Genomic DNA, 18,700 nt, shown 5'->3' with positions numbered 1-18,700 from the left:
CATGCGCGCTCTCAAACTGCTTCCCGCCGCCCTCGTCCTCGGCCTGATCGCCGCGCCCGCCTACGCACAGGTGCCCGAGGTGCTGACCGACAGCGGCAACACCGCCTGGATGCTGTCGTCCGCACTGTTCGTGCTGATGGCCACCGTGCCCGGCTTCGCGCTCTTCTATGCCGGCCGCGTGCGCGCCAAGAACATGCTGTCGATCCCGCTGCAGATCGGCGCGGTGATGGCGGTCGTTTCCGCGCTGTGGATCGCGATCGGTTACAGCATCGCCTTTTCCGCCGACGGCGGGGACTGGCTCGGCTCGCTATCCAACGCGATGTTCGCCGATACGCTGGCGGTGCGCGAGGGGCAGAGCATCGGCGAAATCGTCTTCGCGCTGTTCAACATGATGCCCGCCATCCTGGCCCCGGTGATCCTAGTCGGCGCCTATGCCGAGCGCGCGCGCTTCGGCTGGGTCCTGGTCTTTTCCGCCCTGTGGTCGCTGATGGTCTACGCGCCGGTCGCGCGCTGGACCCAGGGCGGCGGCTGGCTCGCCGATATGGGCGTGATCGATTTCGCCGGCGGCCTCACCGTCCACCTCACCGCGGGAGTCGCCGCGCTCGTCATCGCGCTGATGATCGGCCGCCGCCGCGATTTCGATGCCCGCGGGGTCTTCGCCTCCAACGGGGTCGTCAGCCTGGGCGGGCTCGGCCTGATCTGGATCGGCTGGCTGGCGCTGTCGGGCGGATCGGCGCTTACCGCGAGCGACCTCGGCGCGGGCAGCGCGATCGTCAACACGCATCTCGCCGCCTGCCTGTCCGCGCTGGTCTGGGCCGCGCTCGACCGGCGCAGATATGGCCATGCCACGCTGAGCGGATTTGCCCTGGGCGCGATTGCGGGCCATGTCGCGATCTCGGCGGCGGCCGGTTCGGTGGGACCGCTCGGCGCGCTCATCGTCGGCGCGCTCGCCGCGATCCTGTGCCGCACCATGTTCGGCCTGATCCAGAGCAAACTCTCGATCGACGACGCCATGGGCGTGTTCGCGCTCCATGGCACCGGCGCCGTCGTCGGGGTGATGCTCACCGCGATCCTGTCCGCTTCGGCGTTCGACGGCGTGGGCTATGCGGACGGCGCGGGCGTGCTGTCGCAGCTCGTCATCCAACTCGTCGCCGTCGGCGCGGTCGCCGCCTGGACCGCGGTCGCCACGCTGATCCTGGGCTATGCCGTCTCCGCCGCCCTGCCGATGCGGGTCAGCGCGGAAGTCGAGGAGCGCGGGCTGGACGCCCTGATCGACCAAATCTGACGGCGTCGTCAGTCCCCCGTCAGGATGCGGTCGACCAGCTGTTTCACCGTCGGCACGAAGCCGTTGGAATAGAACGGGTCCTGCTTGAACAGATAGGCCGAATGACCGGCGAACATCAGATTCTCGTGCGGATCGGCACCATGGGCGATGTTCTGCAGCGATTTCTGGATGCAGAACGAGCGCGGATCGGCGAGGCGCCCGGTCGAAAAATTGTCGTGATCCTTCCAGCTCGAAAAGCCGCAATGCGAAAGGCAGCCCATGCAATCGGCCTGATCCTTGCGAATCATCGCGCGTTCGTCCGGCGTCACGAACACCAGCGTGTTGTCCGGCGTCTTCAACGCCGTCGTAAACCCCTGCAAATCCCACTCGCGCGCGCGCAGCAGATCGCCTGCCGCAACCCAGAAATTCTTGCCCTTCACGCCGACGTCGAGCCGGTGCGTATGCTCGCCCGCCTTCTCGGTGGAAAACGGAATCTGCCGGTATGACCTGCCTTCGAGCGAGCGCAGGAACGGGTTTTTCACGGCGCTGGAGTAAAAGCCGGTGGGACTGAACTTGTGCAACAGCACGTCCCCCTCGTCGATCTTGGTCAGCTCGTCCTTCCAGATTTGCGGGATCGGGCTCTCCCGGGTCAGCAGCGGACGGGTGCCGAACTGGAACGCGATCTGGCCGAGATGCGGATTGTCGATCCAGTTGTCCCAGTCCCGCAGATACCAGACGCCGCCGGCCATGATGATCGGCACCTCGTCCGATATTCCCTCGGCGCGCATCATCTCGCGCAGCTGTTTCACGCGCGGATAGGGGTCTTCGGGCTTGGTCGGGTCCTCGGCATTGGACAGGCCGTTATGCCCGCCAGCCAGCCATGGGTCTTCGTAGACCACCGCGGCCATCAGCTCGGGCACTTTGTGATAGGAGCGCTTCCACAGCGCGCGGAAGGCGCGGCCCGAAGACACGATCGGCAGATAATGGACGCCATATTGCTGCGCGATCTCGCTAAGCTTGTACGGCATGCCCGCGCCGCAGGTGACGCCCGCCACCTTGCCGCGGGTCCGTTCCAGCACGCCGTGCAGCACTTGCGACGCGCCGCCCATTTCCCACAGCACGTTGATGTTGATCGCGCCGGTGCCGCCGGCGATCTCGTGCGCGCGCTCGACCTGCGCCACCGCGCCGTCGATGGCGTAGCGCACCAGCTCCTCATGGCGGTCCCCCCGGGTGCGGCCTTCGTACACTTGCGGGATGACGTCGCCATGCTCGTCATAGCTGTCGGCATTGACCGCCGAGACGGTGCCGATGCCGCCGGCCGCCGCCCATGCGCCGGACGAGGCGTGGTTGGTGGCGGACACGCCCTTGCCGCCTTCGATGATCGGCCAGACTTCACGCCCGGCATATTGGATCGGCTTCAGACCCTTGAACACGTTGCTTCGCTCTCCTTTTGGCGGCGCGTCCCGCGAATATGGGCCGCCAAACCCAAACCATGGAATATGCGCGGGGGGCTAACCAATGTTACGCTCGATGTCCCGCAAATTCCGCCACTAAGGGTCAGGACTAGGGTCAGGACCTGTTACTGGCACGGCCGAGGCGACAAAATGGCGAACAGATCGGACCGAAGCGCGCGCTGGGAACAGTGGTTCTGTTTCCAAGCGTGCTTCGGTTCGAGCTGGAAGCCATTTTGCCGTCCCTTCGGGATTTGATCGATTTGGCCCATTGCTACGTCGAAGAGGCTTGAAATATCGACATATTCCTGCGCCTCTTCTTCTTGCACTGAGCCAAATCGCTTCAAACCTCGGTCGCGCCAGTAATAGGTCCTGACCCTAGACATCCATCCGGGCGAAATCCGGGCGTCCCATGGCCGAACCGTAGAGGAGCCGGTAGCGCGCGACCATCCGGTCCTCGTTATATTGCGCCTGCGCCTTGGCACGATTGGCCTCGCCGATCGCCTTGCGCTTGGCCGGAGCAGCCGCCAGCCGAGCGATCGCCGCGCCCAGCGCCGCCGCGTCGCCCGGCGGGGTGACGAACCCGGCATTGGCGGCGCTGACCATCTCGGCGATGTCGCCCACCGCCGGCGCGGCGACTGGAAGGCCGGCGGCCATGCCCTCGATCACCGAGATCGGAAACTGCTCGCTGTCCGAGGACAGGGCAAAGATATCGAACAGCCCGACATAGCGATGCGGACGATCCAGAAAGCCCGGCATCAGCAACCGGTCCGCCATGCCGAGGCGCGCCGCCTCCGCCTCGATCGCTTCCTTGTCCGGCCCCTCGCCCACGATCACCAGCCTGACGTTCTCGCCCGCCGCGTGGACCGCGCGCACCAGCCGGCCGAGCGCCTTGACCGGGCGAAGACCCGCCACCGTTCCGACGATCACCTCGCCAGGCGCTTTCCTGAATCCCGGAATGGCACCGCGCTGCGGCTTCTTCGCATAGCGATCGACATCGATGCCGTTGGCGATCCGCTGGATTTTTTCGGCGCTCTGGTGCCAGCCGGAGAGCGCCACCCGTTCCAGCCGCAGCGAGGGTACCACCAGCGCCTTCGCCCGCGTCAGCGCCAGCGCGCGGAACCAGTTGCGCTTTCGGTTGAGCCGCACCGCCTCGTCCTGATTGAACCCATCCTCGTGGTGGATCAGCGGCGGCAGGCCCAGCATCCCGCCCAGGATCGCATGCGCCATCACCGCGTCCATCGATCCCCAATTATAACTCAGGATCAGATCGAAGCGCTTCATATAGGCGCCGAGCTGGCGGTAGCGACCGAGCCCCGGTTTGCCCGCCAGCGAGGGCGCGTCGGTAGGGAATTGGGCCGATATGCCCGGATCGATCGCCTTGCGCGCGCCGATATCTCCGTTGGCGACCAGAACCGTGTGCGCCGCTTCGCCGCCGAACCGGTTCATCAGCTTGGCGGTGCGCGCTTCCTTACCGCCGAGATCGAAGCTGCCGTGGCAGTGGAGCAGGCGGACGGGCTTCACGCGGACGCACTCTCCAATGCGATCCGCACCAAAAACGCATCGATCGCCTCTCGCACCGGCGCTTCGTCGAGCGTCGGCGCATGGCCGGTTCCCGGCACCGTCACCATCTGCGCATCGTCCACTATATCCAGCATCCTGGTGGCGGTGCCGGGGCTCAGTATATCGCTATGCTCTCCGCGCACGATCAGCAGCGGGGTGCCCGCCATGGCGCGCAGGGCGGGCCACAGATCGACCCCGGTGGCGCTGCCCGGCACCTCGAACGGCTCGGCGATGCGGGTGTCGTAATCCTGCACCACGCGGCCCTTGGGCGAAAGCTTGTGGGTGCGCTTGGCAAAGCCGATCCAGTCGGCCAGCTGCCACTCGGGGTAGATCGGGCCGTTGAGTTCCTCCTGCGCGCGCGCGGCATGCGCCCAGCTGTCGAAACTGCGCCCCTCGCCGACATAGCCCTGAATGCGCGCCAGTCCCTCCGCACCGATTTCGGGGCCGATATCGTTCAGCACGACCCCTTCCATGCGTTCGGGCCAGGTCGAGGCGAGCAGCATAGAGACGATTCCGCCGAGCGACGTGCCGATCGCGGTGAAGCGGGTGATCGCAAGCTCTTCGATCAGCGCTTCGATGTCCTGCGCGTAGCTGAGCGGAACATAGCTCATCACGTCCTTGGCATAGGCGCTCTCGCCGCGCCCGCGAAATTCGGGACAGATCACGCGGCGGCCGGGCGCGAGATGCGCCGCCAGCTCCTCGAAATCGCGCGCGTTGCGGGTAAGGCCGGGCAGGCAGATCACCGGAGCGCGGGTATCGTCGCCCGCATAGTCGCGATAATGCAGGCGCAGGCCGTCGCGCGACCACCAATAGCCATCCGAAAATGCGCCCATGCTTGCCAATCTCCCCGGCCACGCCCAATTCGTGAGGCATGGCACCGATAGAACCCATACCCGCTCCCTATAGGCCCATGGTCAAAATCGCCAGCCTCGGCAAGGCGATCGGCGATCCGGTGGCGGCGGCGAATTTTCCCGAGACCGTCCTGCGCTTGCGCAACGACCGCTGGGCGGCGGCAGTGGGACTGGACGGGCTGTCGGGCGAGACCTGGCTGCGCCATTTCGGGCGGTTCGAACCGCTGCCGGACAATCTGCCGCAGCCGCTGGCGCTGCGTTATCACGGCCATCAGTTTCGCGTGTACAACCCGGAGATCGGCGACGGGCGCGGCTTCCTGTTCGCGCAGCTGCTGGACGGCGCCGACCGGCTGCTCGATCTGGCGACCAAGGGATCGGGAACCACCCCCTACAGCCGTAGGGGAGACGGGCGGCTGACGCTGAAGGGCGGCGTGCGCGAGATCCTGGCGACCGAGATGCTCGAGGCACTGGGCGTGGAAACCTCGAAGAGCTTCTCGTTGATCGAAACCGGCGAAGCGCTGCACCGCGGCGACGAGCCCTCGCCCACCCGCTCGGCCGTGCTGGTGCGGCTCGGCCACGGCCATATCCGCATTGGCACCTTCCAGCGCGCGGCGTTCGAACGCAACGGGGATTTCATCCGCGAACTCACGAGCTACTGCCTCGACAATTTCTACGGCGCCCCCGAAACGGACGATCCCGGCGCCGAACTGATGGAGCGGGCGACGCAGGCGTGCGCGCGGCAGGCGGCGCATATGGTGGTGGCGGGCTTCGTCCACGGCGTGCTCAACAGCGACAATATCAACGTCACCGGCGAGAGCTTCGACTACGGGCCGTGGCGGTTCACGCCGCAATGGCAGCCCGGCTTTACCGCGGCCTATTTCGACGAGGGCGGGCTCTATTCCTTTGGCCGCCAAGCCGAGGCGATCCACTGGAACCTGGCGCAGCTCGCCGGCTGCCTGACGCTGATCGGCGAATCGACGCCGCTGAAAGCCGCGTTCGACCGCTTCGCCGATCATTACCGCGATGCGTTTGTCGAGCAGTTCCTGTGGCGGCTGGGCTTCGCGCCGCGCGGGCTCGAACAGGATATGCCGCTGATCGAGGCGGCGCAGCAGGCGCTGACGCAGAGCGGCGCGGGTCTCGACCGCTTCTTCTTCGACTGGATGGGCCGGCCGGGCCTCGACGATCCGGCCTATGCGGGCGCGGATTTTGCCGGTTTCCGCGAACGCGCGGCTGCCTATGAACCCGCGCGCGGCCGCAATCACGCTTATTGGTGGGGCGGAAGTCCGTGCTCTATGCATATCGAGGAGGTCGAGGCGATCTGGGCGCGCATCGCCGAGGATGACGACTGGGCGCCGCTATATGGCAAGGTGGATGCGATCCGCGCGATGAGCGCGGCGTATCGGGGGTAGATAGACCTTCTTCCGCCCGGGCGGAGAAGGATACGCAGCCCCGGATTTAATCCGGGGCGAAGTTGCCTGCCCCCGCGAAAGCGAGGGGATGAGGGTGGGTGGCGCGAAGCGCCATCGACAATGCCGCATCGCTGCGAAGTGGCCCTCACCGCTGCGCCTACGCTCACCAAGTCTCGCTCCTCTCCCGCAAGCGGGAGAGGAAAGGGATTCACCGCCCCTGCCGCGGCGGCGGCGCGTTCTGCACCGGCTCGGGATCGCCGGGCTGGATCGTCGCCAGGCTCGACGGCGAGATGCTGACCCCGACCAGCTTCCACTTGCCCGCCACCCACTGATAGCTCAAATCGAAATTGATCGCGGTGGGGCGCAGGCCGAAAAAGCCTTGGATGCGGATCACGCCAGGCGAAGTGACGGCGGGCGGCGCTCTGTAGGTGGGGCCGAGCAGCAGCGTGTTCGACAGATCGGTCCCGCTGCCGCGCAGCCCGGCGAAGATCTGCGCCAGCCGGGTGGGGTCGTTGGCGATCTGGAAGGCGGGCGCGCTGATATCGCGCAGCACCGAATAATTGCCCGACTGGTTGGCATGATCGACCGCGGCCATCGTGCTCCAGATCAGCTTGGCGAGCTCCAGCTCGCCCGGCACCGGCTGGCTGGAGACGGGCGGCGGCGCGGCGGTCTGCGCACCCACGGCAGCCGGCATGAGGGCGGCCGGCACGATCGCGGTCAAACCCGCCATGGCCGCAATCCGCGCCACCCGCTTTACAATCGATGTCATAAGCTACTCATCCCCAACTGGTTCTTTTCCGCGAAGCATCCGTAGAACGTTACGCCAAATCAAGCGGATTCGGCGCATGATTTGACCACGCCCCCTGACCGGGAGCGGATTTACCTGCCCGCGATCATGCTATAGACCGCCGCAACCGGCTATGTTTCCACGAGTTTGAAAACGATCTCTATGCCCCAGTTGATGTCACGCGAACCGGCCACCGGCAATCTTCTCTGGGAAGGCGCGGAGGCCGATGTCGATGCCGAGGTCGCGCGGTCGCGCGCCGCCTGGCCGAAATGGGCCGCCGCCTCGCTGACCGACCGGATCGAGGTGATCCGCCGCTTCGCCAATGTCGCGCGCGACGCCGAGGACGAGCTGGCCGACCTGATCGCGCGCGAAACCGGCAAGCCCGTCTGGGAGGCGCGCACCGAAGTCGGCGCGATCGTCGGCAAGGTAGACATCTCGATCAAGGCTTATGCCGACCGCACCTCGCAGCGGCGCGTCGAGGGTTCGGGCGACCGCAACGCGCTGCGCCACAAGCCGCACGGCGTGCTCGCGGTGCTGGGGCCGTATAACTTCCCCGCGCATCTGCCCAACGGCCACATCGTCCCCGCGCTGATCGCGGGCAACACGGTGCTGTTCAAGCCGTCCGAGAAGACGCCGGCGGTCGGCGAGAAACTGGTCGAGCTCTATCACCGCGCGGGCATTCCGCACGGCGTGGTGCGCGTCGTGCAAGGCGGCCCCGATGTCGGCAAGGCGCTCAGCGGTCACGACGATATCGACGGGCTGCTGTTCACCGGTTCGGCGCACACCGGCATCGCATTGAACCGCCAGTTCGCCACGCGGCCCGACAAGATTCTGGCGCTGGAGATGGGCGGCAACAACCCGATCGTCGTATGGGACGCGGGCGATGTCCACAGCGCCGCGGTGCTGGTGGTGCAGTCCGCCTTCCTTACCGCCGGCCAGCGCTGCACCGCCGCGCGCCGCCTGATCGTGAAGAACGGCCAGGCCGAACAGCTGATCGGCGAGGTGAAGCGTATCGCCGACCGGCTGCTGATCGACCATCCGCACGCCGACCCGGCGCCGTTCATGGGTCCGGTGATCGACAACCAGACCGCCGACGGCCTGACCGAAAGTTTCCTTGCGCTGATGAGCCATGGCGGACGACCGATCAAGCATATGCGCCGCCCGCAGGAAGACCTGCCCTTCGTCACGCCGGGCATCATCGACGTCACCGAGATGAAGGAGCGGCCCGATATCGAACTGTTCGGCCCGCTCCTGCAGATGATTCGCATCGACGATTTCGACGCGGCGATGGCCGAGGCGAACAACACCCGTTTCGGCCTGTCGGCCGCGCTGGTCGGCGGCGACAACAAGCTGTTCGACCGGTTCTGGGCCAACAGCCGCGCCGGGATCGTCAACTGGAACGGCACCACCAACGGCGCCACCAGCCATGCCCCGTTCGGCGGCATCGGCCTGTCCGGCAACCACCGCCCCAGTGCCTATTACGCCGCCGATTACTGCGCCTTTCCGGTGGTTTCGGCGGAGAACGACAAGCCCAATGCCCGCATCGGCATCGGCATCAAGGCGGAAGAATATCATCCCGAGGAGGCGGAGCCGCAAGCGGAAAACTAACCTTCTAATCCTGCTCCATCGATCCGTCGCTCCCGCGAAGGCTGGAGCCGATCCCGTCTCTCGTCTGCGCGCTTAGCATTGAGGGCGAAGAAGAGCCGCTCGGTGACACGGGATGGACGCTGTCTTCGCAGTGGCGACGCAGGATGTTTCTTTGAATGCCGCGCCACTAAAGATCGGCTTTGTGGCCTTCAACGCTTTGTCATTTGTGTCCGCCGGCCCCCGCCCCCATTTTCGCTTCCATGACCGACACTATCTCATGCGGCACCGTGTACCTCGTCGGCGCCGGCCCCGGCGACCCGGAGTTGTTGACGCTGAAAGCCGCGCGGCTGATCTCCGCCGCGAAGCTGATCGTGCATGACGGGCTCGTCGCGGACGCAATCATGGCGATGGCGCGCCCCGATGCACGGCTGGTCTCGGTCGCCAAGCAGCGCGCGCGCCACACGCTGCCGCAGGAGGATATCAACGCGCTGCTGATCGCCGAGGCCAGAACAGGTCACGATGTCGTGCGGCTGAAGGGCGGCGATCCGTTCGTATTCGGGCGCGGCGGCGAGGAAGCCGAACAATTGCGCGCCGCGGGCGTTCCGGTCGAGGTCGTCCCCGGCATCAGCGCGGCGAACGGCTGCGCGGCCGAGGCGCTGCTCCCGCTCACCCACCGCGAGGACGCCAGCGCGGTCAGCTTCGTCGCCGGCCAGTGCAAGGGGCTCTCCGACCAGAATTGGGCGGGTCTCGCCGGCAAGGGCCGCACGCTCGTCATCTATATGGGCGTGGCGACGGCGCACGCGATCACCGAAAAGCTCATCGCCGACGGCCTCTCGCCCGATACGCCGGTGGCGGTGCTGGAAAACGGGACCCGCGGCGGGTCTCGCGCGATTCGCACGCTGCTCACCGATCTCGGCGACATGATAGCGCGCGAAGGTGTGAAGAGCCCGGCGCTTATCGTAATGGGCGATGTGGTGAAGCGGTCGAATGCCCTGAATAAATTCAACGCAATGCCTTTCCCCAAATCCGTAAGGGCTGAGCCTGTCGAAGCCCGGCTCTCGGCTGAGAAACGCCCTTCGACAAGCTCAGGACTCGTGGTTTTTGGAAGCGAAATATTATGATCCTGCTCACCGGAAACGATCTCAAGACCGGCGACGTCATCTGGTGGGCGGGCGAGACCGAATGGTCGCGCCATCTGTCCGACGCGGTGGACGCCGCAGAGGAGGCCGACGCTGCGCTTGCGCGCGAGGAAGCCGCGCAGCGCGTGAACGCCAGCTATTCGGTCGAGGCCGAAATGACCGAGCATGGCCCTATGCCGCTCCACATCAAGGACCGCATCCGCGCCTCGGGTCCGACGGTGCGGCGGGACCTGGCGATCGATACCGGCATTCCGATCGAGAAGGGCTGATGGATCTTACAACTCTCTTTTCTTGTTCCCCGGCGAAGGCCGGGGCCCATCAGGTGACGCCTCCTGATGGGCTCCTGCCTGCGCAGGAGCACAAACCGAGGTTTTGAAATGTACCGATACGACCAATACGACCGATCGCTCGTCGATGCCCGCGTCGCCGAATTTCGCGACCAGTGCGAGCGCCGCCTGTCCGGCGAGCTGAGCGAAGCGCAATTCACGCCGCTGCGCCTGCAGAACGGCCTCTATCTGCAACTCCACGCTTACATGCTGCGCGTCGCGATCCCCTATGGCACATTGTCGGGCGATCAGATGCGGATGCTCGCCACCATCGCGCGCAAATATGACCGCGATTACGGCCATTTCACCACCCGCCAGAACATCCAGTACAACTGGATCAAGCTGGAGGACGCCGCCGATATTTTGGCCGATCTGTCGACCGTGGAAATGCACGCCATCCAGACCAGCGGCAATTGCATCCGCAACATCTCGTCCGATCAATATGCCGGCGCCAGCGCCGAGGAAGTGGCCGATCCGCGTCCGTGGGCGGAGCTCTTGCGCCAATGGTCCAGCTTCCACCCGGAATTCGCGCATCTGCCGCGCAAGTTCAAGATCTGCGTCATCGCCGCCGACACCGACCGCGCCGCCATGCGGCTGCACGATATCGGCATCCAGCTGGTAAAGAACGACGCCGGCGAACTCGGCGCGCGCTTCTTCGTCGGCGGCGGCATGGGCCGCACGCCCATGATCGGCCCGATGATCCGCGAGTTCGTGGGCGCCGACGACCTGATCAGCTACTGCGAGGCGTGCCTTCGCGTCTACAACCGCCACGGGCGGCGCGACAACAAGTACAAGGCGCGCATCAAGATCCTGGTCCACGAACTCGGCGCCGAGGAATATACCGCCCAAGTCGAGGAAGAGTTCGTGCATCTCAAGACGCTGAACCTCGATCCGCCCCGGGCCGAGCTGGAGCGGATTACCGAATTCTTCGCCGACCCGCCATTCGCGGACGATGCGCCCGAAAATATTCCTCGTCATCCCCGCGAAAGCGGGGACCCATCACCCGGCGGTGCCGCTCGGCAGGATCAGTCGATGGATTCCCGCTTTCGCGGGAATGACGAACTAGCCTTTGAAGCATGGGTCGACCAGAACGTCGCCGAACACAAGCAAGCCGGATACGCCATCGCCACGATCAGCCTCAAGCCGATCGGCGGCATTCCCGGCGATGCGACGGCCGATCAGATGGACCTGATGGCTGACCTGGCCGAGCAATATAGTTTTGATGAATGCCGCGTTACGCATGCGCAGAACATCGTCCTGCCGCACGTCAAAAAAGCCGATCTCTACGCGCTGTGGCAGAAGCTCGACGAAGCGGGCCTCGCACCCGCCAATCTCGATCTGATCACCGACATGATCGCTTGCCCCGGCCTGGATTATTGCAGCCTGGCCAATGCCCGCTCGATCCCGCTGGCGCAGAAAATCTCGCGACGCTTCGCCGATCAGGGCCGCCAGCGGGACCTCGGCGAGCTGAAGCTGAAAATCTCCGGCTGCATCAACGCCTGCGGCCACCACCATGCCGGGCATATCGGCGTGCTCGGCGTCGACCGGAAGGGCGTCGAGAATTACCAGCTTCTGCTCGGCGGATCGGGCGCCGAGGATGTCAGCCTCGCCAAGATCACCGGCCCCGGCTTCACCGAGGACGGCGTGGTCGATGCCATCGAAACCGCGACCAACGTCTATCTGGAGCGGCGCGAGGATGGGGAGCGCTTCGTCGATACCTATCGCCGCATCGGCATGGAGCCGTTCAAGGAGGCGCTTTATGGGTAAGTTTCCCTTTTCCCCCCTCCCCTTCAGGAGAGGGGCAGCGAGACTTGGTGTGCCGAAGGCGCGCCTAGTCGCAGCGGGGTGGGGGCTCTCGTCCTTTGCTGCGGTTCATAGGATAGCCCGCACCCCAACCCCTCCCCTGATGGGGAGGGGCTCATGAGCGCCGTTCAACTCCGCTATCGCGACGACGAAACCAGCGCCGAACCCGCCGTTTCTGTCGAGGCGTTCCGAGGGCAGAGCAACGCGACCACGGTGCTGCTGGAATCGGGCGAGGATGCGCGCGAATTGCTGCCCGTCCTGGATCGGCTCCGCCTGGTCATCGTCCACTTTCCCGCCTTTACCGACGGGCGCGGTTATTCCGCGGCCCGCATCCTGCGCGAGGCAGGTTACGAAGGCGAACTGCGCGCCAGCGGCGACGTGCTGGTCGACCAGATCCGCTACATGCGCCGCTGCGGCTTCGACAGTTTTGCCCCTGACGCGCCGCTCGACGATGCGGCGGCCCAGCGCGCGCTCGGCTTTTACGATCACGTCTATCAGTCCGCCGCCGACGATGCGGTTCCGGTCTGGACGCTGCGCCATGGCGAGGCGGGAGCAGCCGATGGGTGAGCAAGTCCGCATCCGCGACCGCATCGATCTCGCCCCGCGCTTCGCCGAAAGCGACGCGATCCGGCTCAACAACATGTTCCGCGGGCGCGAGACGTCCGAGCTGCTGGAAAGCGTCATCAAGGACGGGCTGGCGGGCGATATTGCGCTCGTCTCCTCGTTCGGCGCGGAGAGCGCGGCGCTCCTGCATCTCGTGGGGTCGGTCGATCGAGCGATCCCGATACTGTTTCTCGAGACCGGAAAACATTTTCCCGAAACGCTGGCGTATCGCGATTTGCTGACCGAGCGGCTGGGGCTGAACCTGATCACCCTTACCCCCGATCCCGCCGAACTGGCGGCCAAGGACGAAACCGGCCTGCGCTGGTCCTACGATCCCGATGGCTGCTGCGATATCCGCAAGGTCCGCCCGCTCGCCAGGGCGATGGCGCGCTTCGACGGGTCGATCACGGGGCGAAAGGGCTTCCAGTCGGCCACGCGGCGCGGCCTGCCGCGCTTCGAGATCGACCGGACCGATGCCGAGGGACGGCTCAAGATCAACCCGCTCGCCGACTGGGACGCGGCGCGCATCGATGCCTATTTCGAGCGCCACGACCTGCCCCGCCATCCGCTGGTCGCCGCGGGCTATCCCTCGATCGGCTGCGCGCCGTGCACGAAGATGGTGAAGCCGGGCGAGGACCCGCGTTCGGGCCGATGGGCGGGTTGGGACAAGACCGAATGCGGCATCCACAATCCCGGCGGCGAACCGGATCAGGCGGTTTTTTAATATTAATCGTTGATATTATGTGACCCAAGGGCAACAGATTCGATGTTGACCGGGTTAATCTGCATCAAGCAGGAACGGGGACCGAGCCCAAACGTCTGTCGTCCAGACGTCACGCAGGGCCGTATCAACCATCATGATTCACCAACTTCTCTATCGCAGCCGCGCCAACGTCGAAGTCTCGCCCGTTATCCTCGCCTGTATCGGCGACATTGCCGAGATCCGGAACGCCAGGCTGGGCATCACCGGGTTGCTGCGCCACCGGGACGGGATGTTCGAGCAGCTGCTCGAAGGGCCGAAAGGCGTGGTCGAGACGATGATGGCGAGAATTTCCGGCGACAGCCGTCACCGCGATATCGAGATCCTGCAGCGCCGCGAATTGCCGGAGCGCGAATTCGGCGATTGGGCGATGGCGATCGTCTGCGAACACGATGCCGAATGCGGCGAACTCGCCGAACGATGCGGCGCCGCGCCCTCCGGCGAGCCGTGCCTGCCACGCGAAAACCGAACTCGGTAATGGGTCAGTTTGAATTCGCGCGTCGCTCCCTTTCCTGTTTCCAAATTGACCCTCTGCCCCGAACTCGCATCGATTGACTTTCGCCGCGCGGTCTGTATGGGACGGTCGATAGAAATAGGCGGTCGCCGGTGACGGCGGCCCTTTTTGGTTTGACGAATAGGACGTAAATTCCATGAAGCGCACCTTTCAGCCGAGCAATCTCGTGCGCGCGCGCCGCCACGGTTTCCGCAAGCGCTCCGCCACCGCCAGCGGCCGCAAGATCCTGCGCGCACGCCGGGCCCGCGGCCGCAAGAAACTGTCCGCCTGAACCACGGCATGGCGGAGCGCGAAACCGCTCCCGCACGCCTGCCTCTCACCAGGATGCGGGACCGCCCATCCTTTCTCGCCGCCAATCGCGGGCGCCGGTATGCGGCGCCCGGATTCGTGCTGCTGGTGCACGACCGGCGCGACGGCGACCCGGCGATTCGCGTCGGCTTCACCGTGACCAGAAAGATCGGCAATGCGGTCGTGCGCAATCGCGTGAAGCGGCGTCTGCGCGAACTGGCGCGCGCGGCGCTGCCGAAGGGCGGTCAGCCCGGCGCCGACCATGTGCTGATCGGCCGCGCGGGCGGCATCGAGCGCGATTTCGCGGCGATGCGCGGCGAACTGGAAAAGGCGCTGGCGCGGACGGTGCGCACTGCACCGCCAAACCAATCTCGGTAGTGTCTCGGTTTCGATATCCCTGTTCGTCATTGCGAGCGAAGCGAAGCAATCCAGGGTGTTTGCGGCGCTATACCGCCCTGGATTGCTTCGTCGCCTCCGGCTCCTCGCAATGACGAGGCTGGAAAGGAAACGATGGTGCGAACTGCAATTGAAGCCCTGCCGGAATTCCAAAGAACCCAAGGATGTGAGCCCATGATCGCCCGCCTCCTCATCCTCCTCGCGCGCGGATGGCAGCTCGGGCCATCGCGCATCTTGCCGCCGACGTGCCGCTACACGCCGACCTGCTCCGGCTATGCGATCGAAGCGCTGCGGAGGCATGGCGCGATTAAGGGTAGCTGGCTCAGCGCGAAGCGGTTATTGCGCTGCCAACCCTGGGGCGGCCACGGCCACGACCCGGTTCCTTGAGCGCGCCCGCCGCGCCCCCGACTAGACGAAAACGGATTTCCCAGTGGAAGATCGCCGCAATATCATCATCGCCGTTCTGCTGATCGGCATCATCCTTTTGGGCTGGCCCTATCTCACCGGGCAGTTCTTCCCGAACAACGAGGCCGCCTCGTCCAGCGTCGCGTCGAGCGGGGAGACTGCCCCGCCCGCCAATCCGGATGTGGTGGTGCCGAGCAGCGCGGCGAGCCGGCGCAGCCTTGCCGCCGCCTTGGCCGATGGCGGGCGCGTGGCCGTCGATACGCCCAAGCTCGACGGATCGATCAGCCTGACCGGCGCGCGCATCGACGACATGATGCTGAAGAACTACCGCGTCGGGCTGGACCGGGACACGCCAGAGGTGCGCCTGCTCGCGCCGGCGGGCACAAGCCAAGCCTATTTCGCGCGCTTCGGCTGGCTCGGCGAGGGCATCGAACTGCCCGGCGACAAGACCGTGTGGCAGGCGAGCGGGCCGCGCCTGACGCCCGAAACGCCGGTCACGCTCAGCTGGCAGAACGGCACCGGACAGATATTCCAGCTCGCGCTGGCGATCGACGAGGATTATCTCATCACCGTCGACCAGAAGGTCGCCAACCGGGGCGGCGCGCCGGTCGCGATCCGCCCCTACGGCCTGATCAGCCGCCGCGGCGCGTCCGAAGACAAAAGCACGATGACCATCCATGTCGGACCGATGGGCGTGTTCGACGGTTCGGCCGATTATGGCTGGGATTACGACGATGTGCAGGACGCGGGCGCGGACGGCGCGAAATTCGCCACCACCGGCGGCTGGCTCGGCTTCACCGACAAATATTGGCTCACCGCGCTGGTCCCCGATCAAAAATCGCCGATCGACGCCGCTTTCCGCGCGTCGGGTGACGTGTTCCAGAACGAGATGCTGCAGAAAACCCCGACCGTGCTGCAGCCGGGCAGGCAGATCGCGCAGCGCAGCCACTTCTTCGTCGGCGCCAAGGAAACCGACGTGCTCGACCGTTATCGCGGCGATCTGGGCTTCGAAAAGTTCGACCTCGCGATCGACTGGGGCTGGTTCCGCCCGATCGAGAAGGCGTTCCTCTACGTCCTCACCTGGCTTTACGATCTGTTCGGCAATTTCGGCGTGGCGATCATCTGCCTGACGCTGATCGTGCGCGGCCTGATGTTCCCGATCGCGCAGAAACAGTTCAAGTCGATGGCGCAGATGAAGGCCATTCAGCCGAAGATGAAGAAGCTCCAGGAGATGCACAAGGAGGACAAGACCCGGCAGCAGCAGGAGCTGATGAAGCTGTACAAGGAGGAAAAGGTCAACCCGCTGGCCGGATGCCTGCCGATGTTCCTGCAGATCCCGGTTTTCTTCGCGCTGTACAAGCTCTTGATGCTGTCGATCGAGATGCGCCACCAGCCGTTCGCGTTGTGGCTGAAGGACCTGAGCGCGCCCGATCCGCTGACCCCGGTCAATCTGTTCGGGCTCTTGCCGTTCGATCCGCCCGGCATGCTGCACATCGGCGTGCTGCCGATCCTGCTCGGCATCACCATGTTCTTCCAGTTCCGCCTGCAGCCGATGACCGACCCGATCCAGAAACAGCTGTTCTCGCTCATGCCCTGGGTGATGATGGTGTTCATGGCGCCGTTCGCCGCGGGTCTGCAGCTCTATTGGGTGGCCAGCAATCTGTTCACCATCGGCCAGCAGCGCTTGCTCTACGCGCGCCATCCCGAACTGAAGGAGCAGATGAAGCGCGACGCAGAAGAGAAGATGAAGGAGCGCGAAGCGAAGAAGGCTTCCTCTTGATCCTCCCCGAGCTTGCTGGGGAGGGGGACCGCCGACGAAGTCGGGGGTGGAGGGGTTTCCCCCATGAAGTAACACTTCATGGAACCCAGCGGCGGTTGCACCGCCGCCCCCTCCACCACTCGGCTTTGCCGAGCGGTCCCCCTCCCCTCAGCTTCGCGAGGGGAGGATTTAATTCGCTGTCCTACACCCCCCATCCTCACCTAAGATCGGCCGATGACCGCCATGCTTCTTCTCACGACTGCTCATGCGCGCTTTGCGGAAGGCCGAACAAGGGGGGGACGTATGCGGTTCTTTGCGCACTTCCAATCACAGCTGCCCGCTGCAATCGATTCGCTCGATCAGGAGCCGATCCGATGAATGCCGATCACAACGCCATCTTTTCCGGTCCGGTCGCCTTCCTCAAATCCGCGCCGAAGCTGGAATTCCTGCCCGACGCGGAAGCGCCGGAAATCGCCTTCGCCGGCCGTTCGAATGTCGGCAAGAGCTCGCTGATCAACGCGCTGCTCGGACGCAAGGCGATCGCGCGGACGTCGGTGACGCCGGGGCGCACGCAGGAGCTGAACTTCTTCGACGTCGGCGCGCCACCGAGCTTCCGGATCGTCGACATGCCGGGATACGGCTACGCCAGGGCGCCGGTGAAGACGGTCCTGCGCTGGCGCTATCTGATCAACGATTATCTGCGCGGCCGCCAGGTGCTGGCGCGCACGTTCCTGCTGATCGATGCACGGCGCGGGATCGGCAAGGTGGACGTGGACATGATGGCGATGCTCGATGGCGCGGCGGTCAGCTATCGCACCGTCCTCACCAAGACCGACAAGGTGAAGCAGACCGAGCGCGACAAGGTCGCGGCGGAAGTGGAAGCGGCGCTGCGGGGGCACCCCGCCGCCTTTCCGGGACTGATCCTCACCTCTTCGGAAAAAAACTATGGCATCGAGGAACTGCGCTCGGCCGTTCTGGGATCGATGAGATGTTGATCCCGCGTAAGAGTGAAGTTGACCCCCCTCGTCATTCCCGCGAAAGCGGGAATCCAGAGTCCCATGGCGTGACGCCGCCCTGGATTCCCGCTTTCGCGGGAATGACGAACATCTGTAAAGGCCACGCATGAAACTGATCATCGGCAACAAGGCCTATTCCAGCTGGTCCATGCGCGGCTGGCTCGCGGCAAAACAATCGGGCATCGGCTTCGAGGAAATCCTCGTGCCGCTCTACACCGAGGGGTGGGACGAGCGCAAACGCGAGGAGGACATGGCGCCGAGCCACGGCAAGGTGCCGATCCTGTGGGACGGCGAGACCGTGATCTGGGATTCGATCGCGATCGTCGACTGGCTCGCCGACAAGACCGGGCGCGACCGCTTCTGGCCCAAGGACGAGGTGGCGCGGGGCATGGCGCGGGCGATGGCCGCCGAAATGCATTGCAGCTTCATGGCGCTGCGCCGCGAATGTCCGATGAACACGCGGCGCTCCTTCCCCGATCACCAGATCGGCGGAGAGGCGCGGGCCGACGCCATCCGCATATTGCAGCTTTGGGCCGAAGCGCGGGCGCGCTTCGGCAAGTCCGGGCCGTTCCTGTTCGGCACGTTCGGCGCGGCGGACATCATGTACGCTCCCGTCGTCTCGCGATTCAAGACTTACGGGTTCAAGCTGCCCGGCTTCGCCATCGCCTATTCCGAGACGATCCTGGGCCATCAGTGGATGCGCGACTGGTACGAGGCGGCGGAACAGGAGGACTGGACGCTGGACCAGTATGAGGACATCGCCGGCACCGAGGGCTGAG

At 65.3% G+C, this 18,700-nt stretch carries 19 protein-coding genes; 15 read left to right on the top strand and 4 right to left on the bottom strand.

Going from position 1 to position 18,700, the window contains the following annotated elements; translation table 11 throughout:
- Position 1: 1 nt before the first annotated feature.
- Positions 2-1,285 carry an ammonium transporter gene (locus ACOQPC_RS04920; RefSeq protein ID WP_420607540.1) on the top strand — a complete coding sequence of 428 codons (1,284 nt, stop codon included), beginning with the start codon at positions 2-4 and terminating at the stop codon, positions 1,283-1,285.
- 8 nt (positions 1,286-1,293) lie between these two features.
- Here ACOQPC_RS04920 and ACOQPC_RS04915 read toward each other — a convergent pair whose 3' ends face one another.
- The 3 genes from ACOQPC_RS04915 to ACOQPC_RS04905 all read right to left on the bottom strand — a co-directional run bounded on the left by ACOQPC_RS04915 (position 1,294) and on the right by ACOQPC_RS04905 (position 5,111).
- On the bottom strand, positions 1,294-2,697 hold the full coding sequence (locus ACOQPC_RS04915; RefSeq protein ID WP_420607539.1) for an NAD(P)H-dependent flavin oxidoreductase: 1,404 nt from the start codon (positions 2,695-2,697) through the stop codon (positions 1,294-1,296).
- A 396-nt stretch (positions 2,698-3,093) separates the two neighbouring features.
- A complete protein-coding gene (locus tag ACOQPC_RS04910; protein WP_420607538.1) occupies positions 3,094-4,239 on the bottom strand; it encodes a glycosyltransferase in 1,146 nt (381 codons plus the stop codon).
- A complete protein-coding gene (locus ACOQPC_RS04905) occupies positions 4,236-5,111 on the bottom strand; it encodes an alpha/beta fold hydrolase (protein WP_420607537.1) in 876 nt (291 codons plus the stop codon). The genes ACOQPC_RS04910 and ACOQPC_RS04905 overlap by 4 nt, the downstream gene beginning before the upstream one ends.
- A gap of 77 nt (positions 5,112-5,188) precedes the next feature.
- Here ACOQPC_RS04905 and ACOQPC_RS04900 point away from each other — a divergent pair, with 77 nt between their 5' ends.
- A complete protein-coding gene (locus ACOQPC_RS04900; RefSeq protein ID WP_420607536.1) occupies positions 5,189-6,538 on the top strand; it encodes a protein adenylyltransferase SelO family protein in 1,350 nt (449 codons plus the stop codon).
- Positions 6,539-6,746: 208 nt separating this feature from the next.
- Here the strand turns inward: ACOQPC_RS04900 and ACOQPC_RS04895 are convergent, their stop codons facing one another.
- The gene (locus tag ACOQPC_RS04895) at positions 6,747-7,307 is read right to left on the bottom strand and encodes a hypothetical protein (protein ID WP_420607535.1); all 561 of its coding nucleotides are present in this window, start codon (positions 7,305-7,307) and stop codon (positions 6,747-6,749) included.
- Positions 7,308-7,487: 180 nt separating this feature from the next.
- Here ACOQPC_RS04895 and astD point away from each other — a divergent pair, with 180 nt between their 5' ends.
- The 13 genes from astD to ACOQPC_RS04830 all read left to right on the top strand — a co-directional run bounded on the left by astD (position 7,488) and on the right by ACOQPC_RS04830 (position 18,699).
- Complete coding sequence (astD, locus tag ACOQPC_RS04890) at positions 7,488-8,933, top strand: succinylglutamate-semialdehyde dehydrogenase (protein WP_420607534.1); 1,446 nt, start codon at positions 7,488-7,490, stop codon at positions 8,931-8,933.
- A 239-nt stretch (positions 8,934-9,172) separates the two neighbouring features.
- Complete coding sequence (gene cobA / locus ACOQPC_RS04885) at positions 9,173-10,033, top strand: uroporphyrinogen-III C-methyltransferase (RefSeq protein WP_420607533.1); 861 nt, start codon at positions 9,173-9,175, stop codon at positions 10,031-10,033.
- Positions 10,030-10,320: a DUF2849 domain-containing protein gene (locus ACOQPC_RS04880; protein ID WP_420607532.1), complete on the top strand. Its 291-nt coding sequence runs from the start codon at positions 10,030-10,032 to the stop codon at positions 10,318-10,320. The genes cobA and ACOQPC_RS04880 overlap by 4 nt, the downstream gene beginning before the upstream one ends.
- Before the next feature lie 108 nt (positions 10,321-10,428).
- A complete protein-coding gene (locus ACOQPC_RS04875) occupies positions 10,429-12,144 on the top strand; it encodes a nitrite/sulfite reductase (protein WP_420607531.1) in 1,716 nt (571 codons plus the stop codon).
- Positions 12,145-12,297: 153 nt separating this feature from the next.
- Entirely contained in the window at positions 12,298-12,747 is a 450-nt protein-coding gene (locus ACOQPC_RS04870) for a DUF934 domain-containing protein (protein WP_420607530.1), read from the top strand.
- A complete protein-coding gene (locus ACOQPC_RS04865; RefSeq protein WP_420607529.1) occupies positions 12,740-13,507 on the top strand; it encodes a phosphoadenylyl-sulfate reductase in 768 nt (255 codons plus the stop codon). The genes ACOQPC_RS04870 and ACOQPC_RS04865 overlap by 8 nt, the downstream gene beginning before the upstream one ends.
- Positions 13,508-13,640: 133 nt before the next feature.
- The gene (locus ACOQPC_RS04860) at positions 13,641-14,021 is read left to right on the top strand and encodes a BLUF domain-containing protein (protein ID WP_420607528.1); all 381 of its coding nucleotides are present in this window, start codon (positions 13,641-13,643) and stop codon (positions 14,019-14,021) included.
- Positions 14,022-14,193: 172 nt separating this feature from the next.
- Positions 14,194-14,328 carry a 50S ribosomal protein L34 gene (rpmH, locus tag ACOQPC_RS04855; protein WP_022673490.1) on the top strand — a complete coding sequence of 45 codons (135 nt, stop codon included), beginning with the start codon at positions 14,194-14,196 and terminating at the stop codon, positions 14,326-14,328.
- 8 nt (positions 14,329-14,336) lie between these two features.
- On the top strand, positions 14,337-14,723 hold the full coding sequence (rnpA, locus tag ACOQPC_RS04850) for a ribonuclease P protein component (RefSeq protein WP_420607527.1): 387 nt from the start codon (positions 14,337-14,339) through the stop codon (positions 14,721-14,723).
- Between the two features lie 192 nt (positions 14,724-14,915).
- The gene (gene yidD / locus ACOQPC_RS04845; protein WP_420607526.1) at positions 14,916-15,128 is read left to right on the top strand and encodes a membrane protein insertion efficiency factor YidD; all 213 of its coding nucleotides are present in this window, start codon (positions 14,916-14,918) and stop codon (positions 15,126-15,128) included.
- 43 nt (positions 15,129-15,171) lie between these two features.
- Positions 15,172-16,926: a membrane protein insertase YidC gene (yidC, locus tag ACOQPC_RS04840; protein WP_420607525.1), complete on the top strand. Its 1,755-nt coding sequence runs from the start codon at positions 15,172-15,174 to the stop codon at positions 16,924-16,926.
- A 353-nt stretch (positions 16,927-17,279) separates the two neighbouring features.
- A complete protein-coding gene (yihA, locus tag ACOQPC_RS04835) occupies positions 17,280-17,900 on the top strand; it encodes a ribosome biogenesis GTP-binding protein YihA/YsxC (protein ID WP_420607524.1) in 621 nt (206 codons plus the stop codon).
- A 127-nt stretch (positions 17,901-18,027) separates the two neighbouring features.
- Positions 18,028-18,699, top strand: a complete 672-nt coding sequence (locus ACOQPC_RS04830) for a glutathione S-transferase family protein (RefSeq protein ID WP_420607523.1) — start codon at positions 18,028-18,030, stop codon at positions 18,697-18,699.
- The last annotated feature ends 1 nt before the right edge of the window (position 18,700 follow it).

The sequence above is a fragment of the Novosphingopyxis sp. genome, assembly GCF_965218915.1.
In the GTDB taxonomy this organism is placed as follows: domain Bacteria; phylum Pseudomonadota; class Alphaproteobacteria; order Sphingomonadales; family Sphingomonadaceae; genus Novosphingopyxis.
Note: the sequence above shows the minus strand (reverse complement) of the source record. Positions and strands in the feature narration are given on the sequence as shown.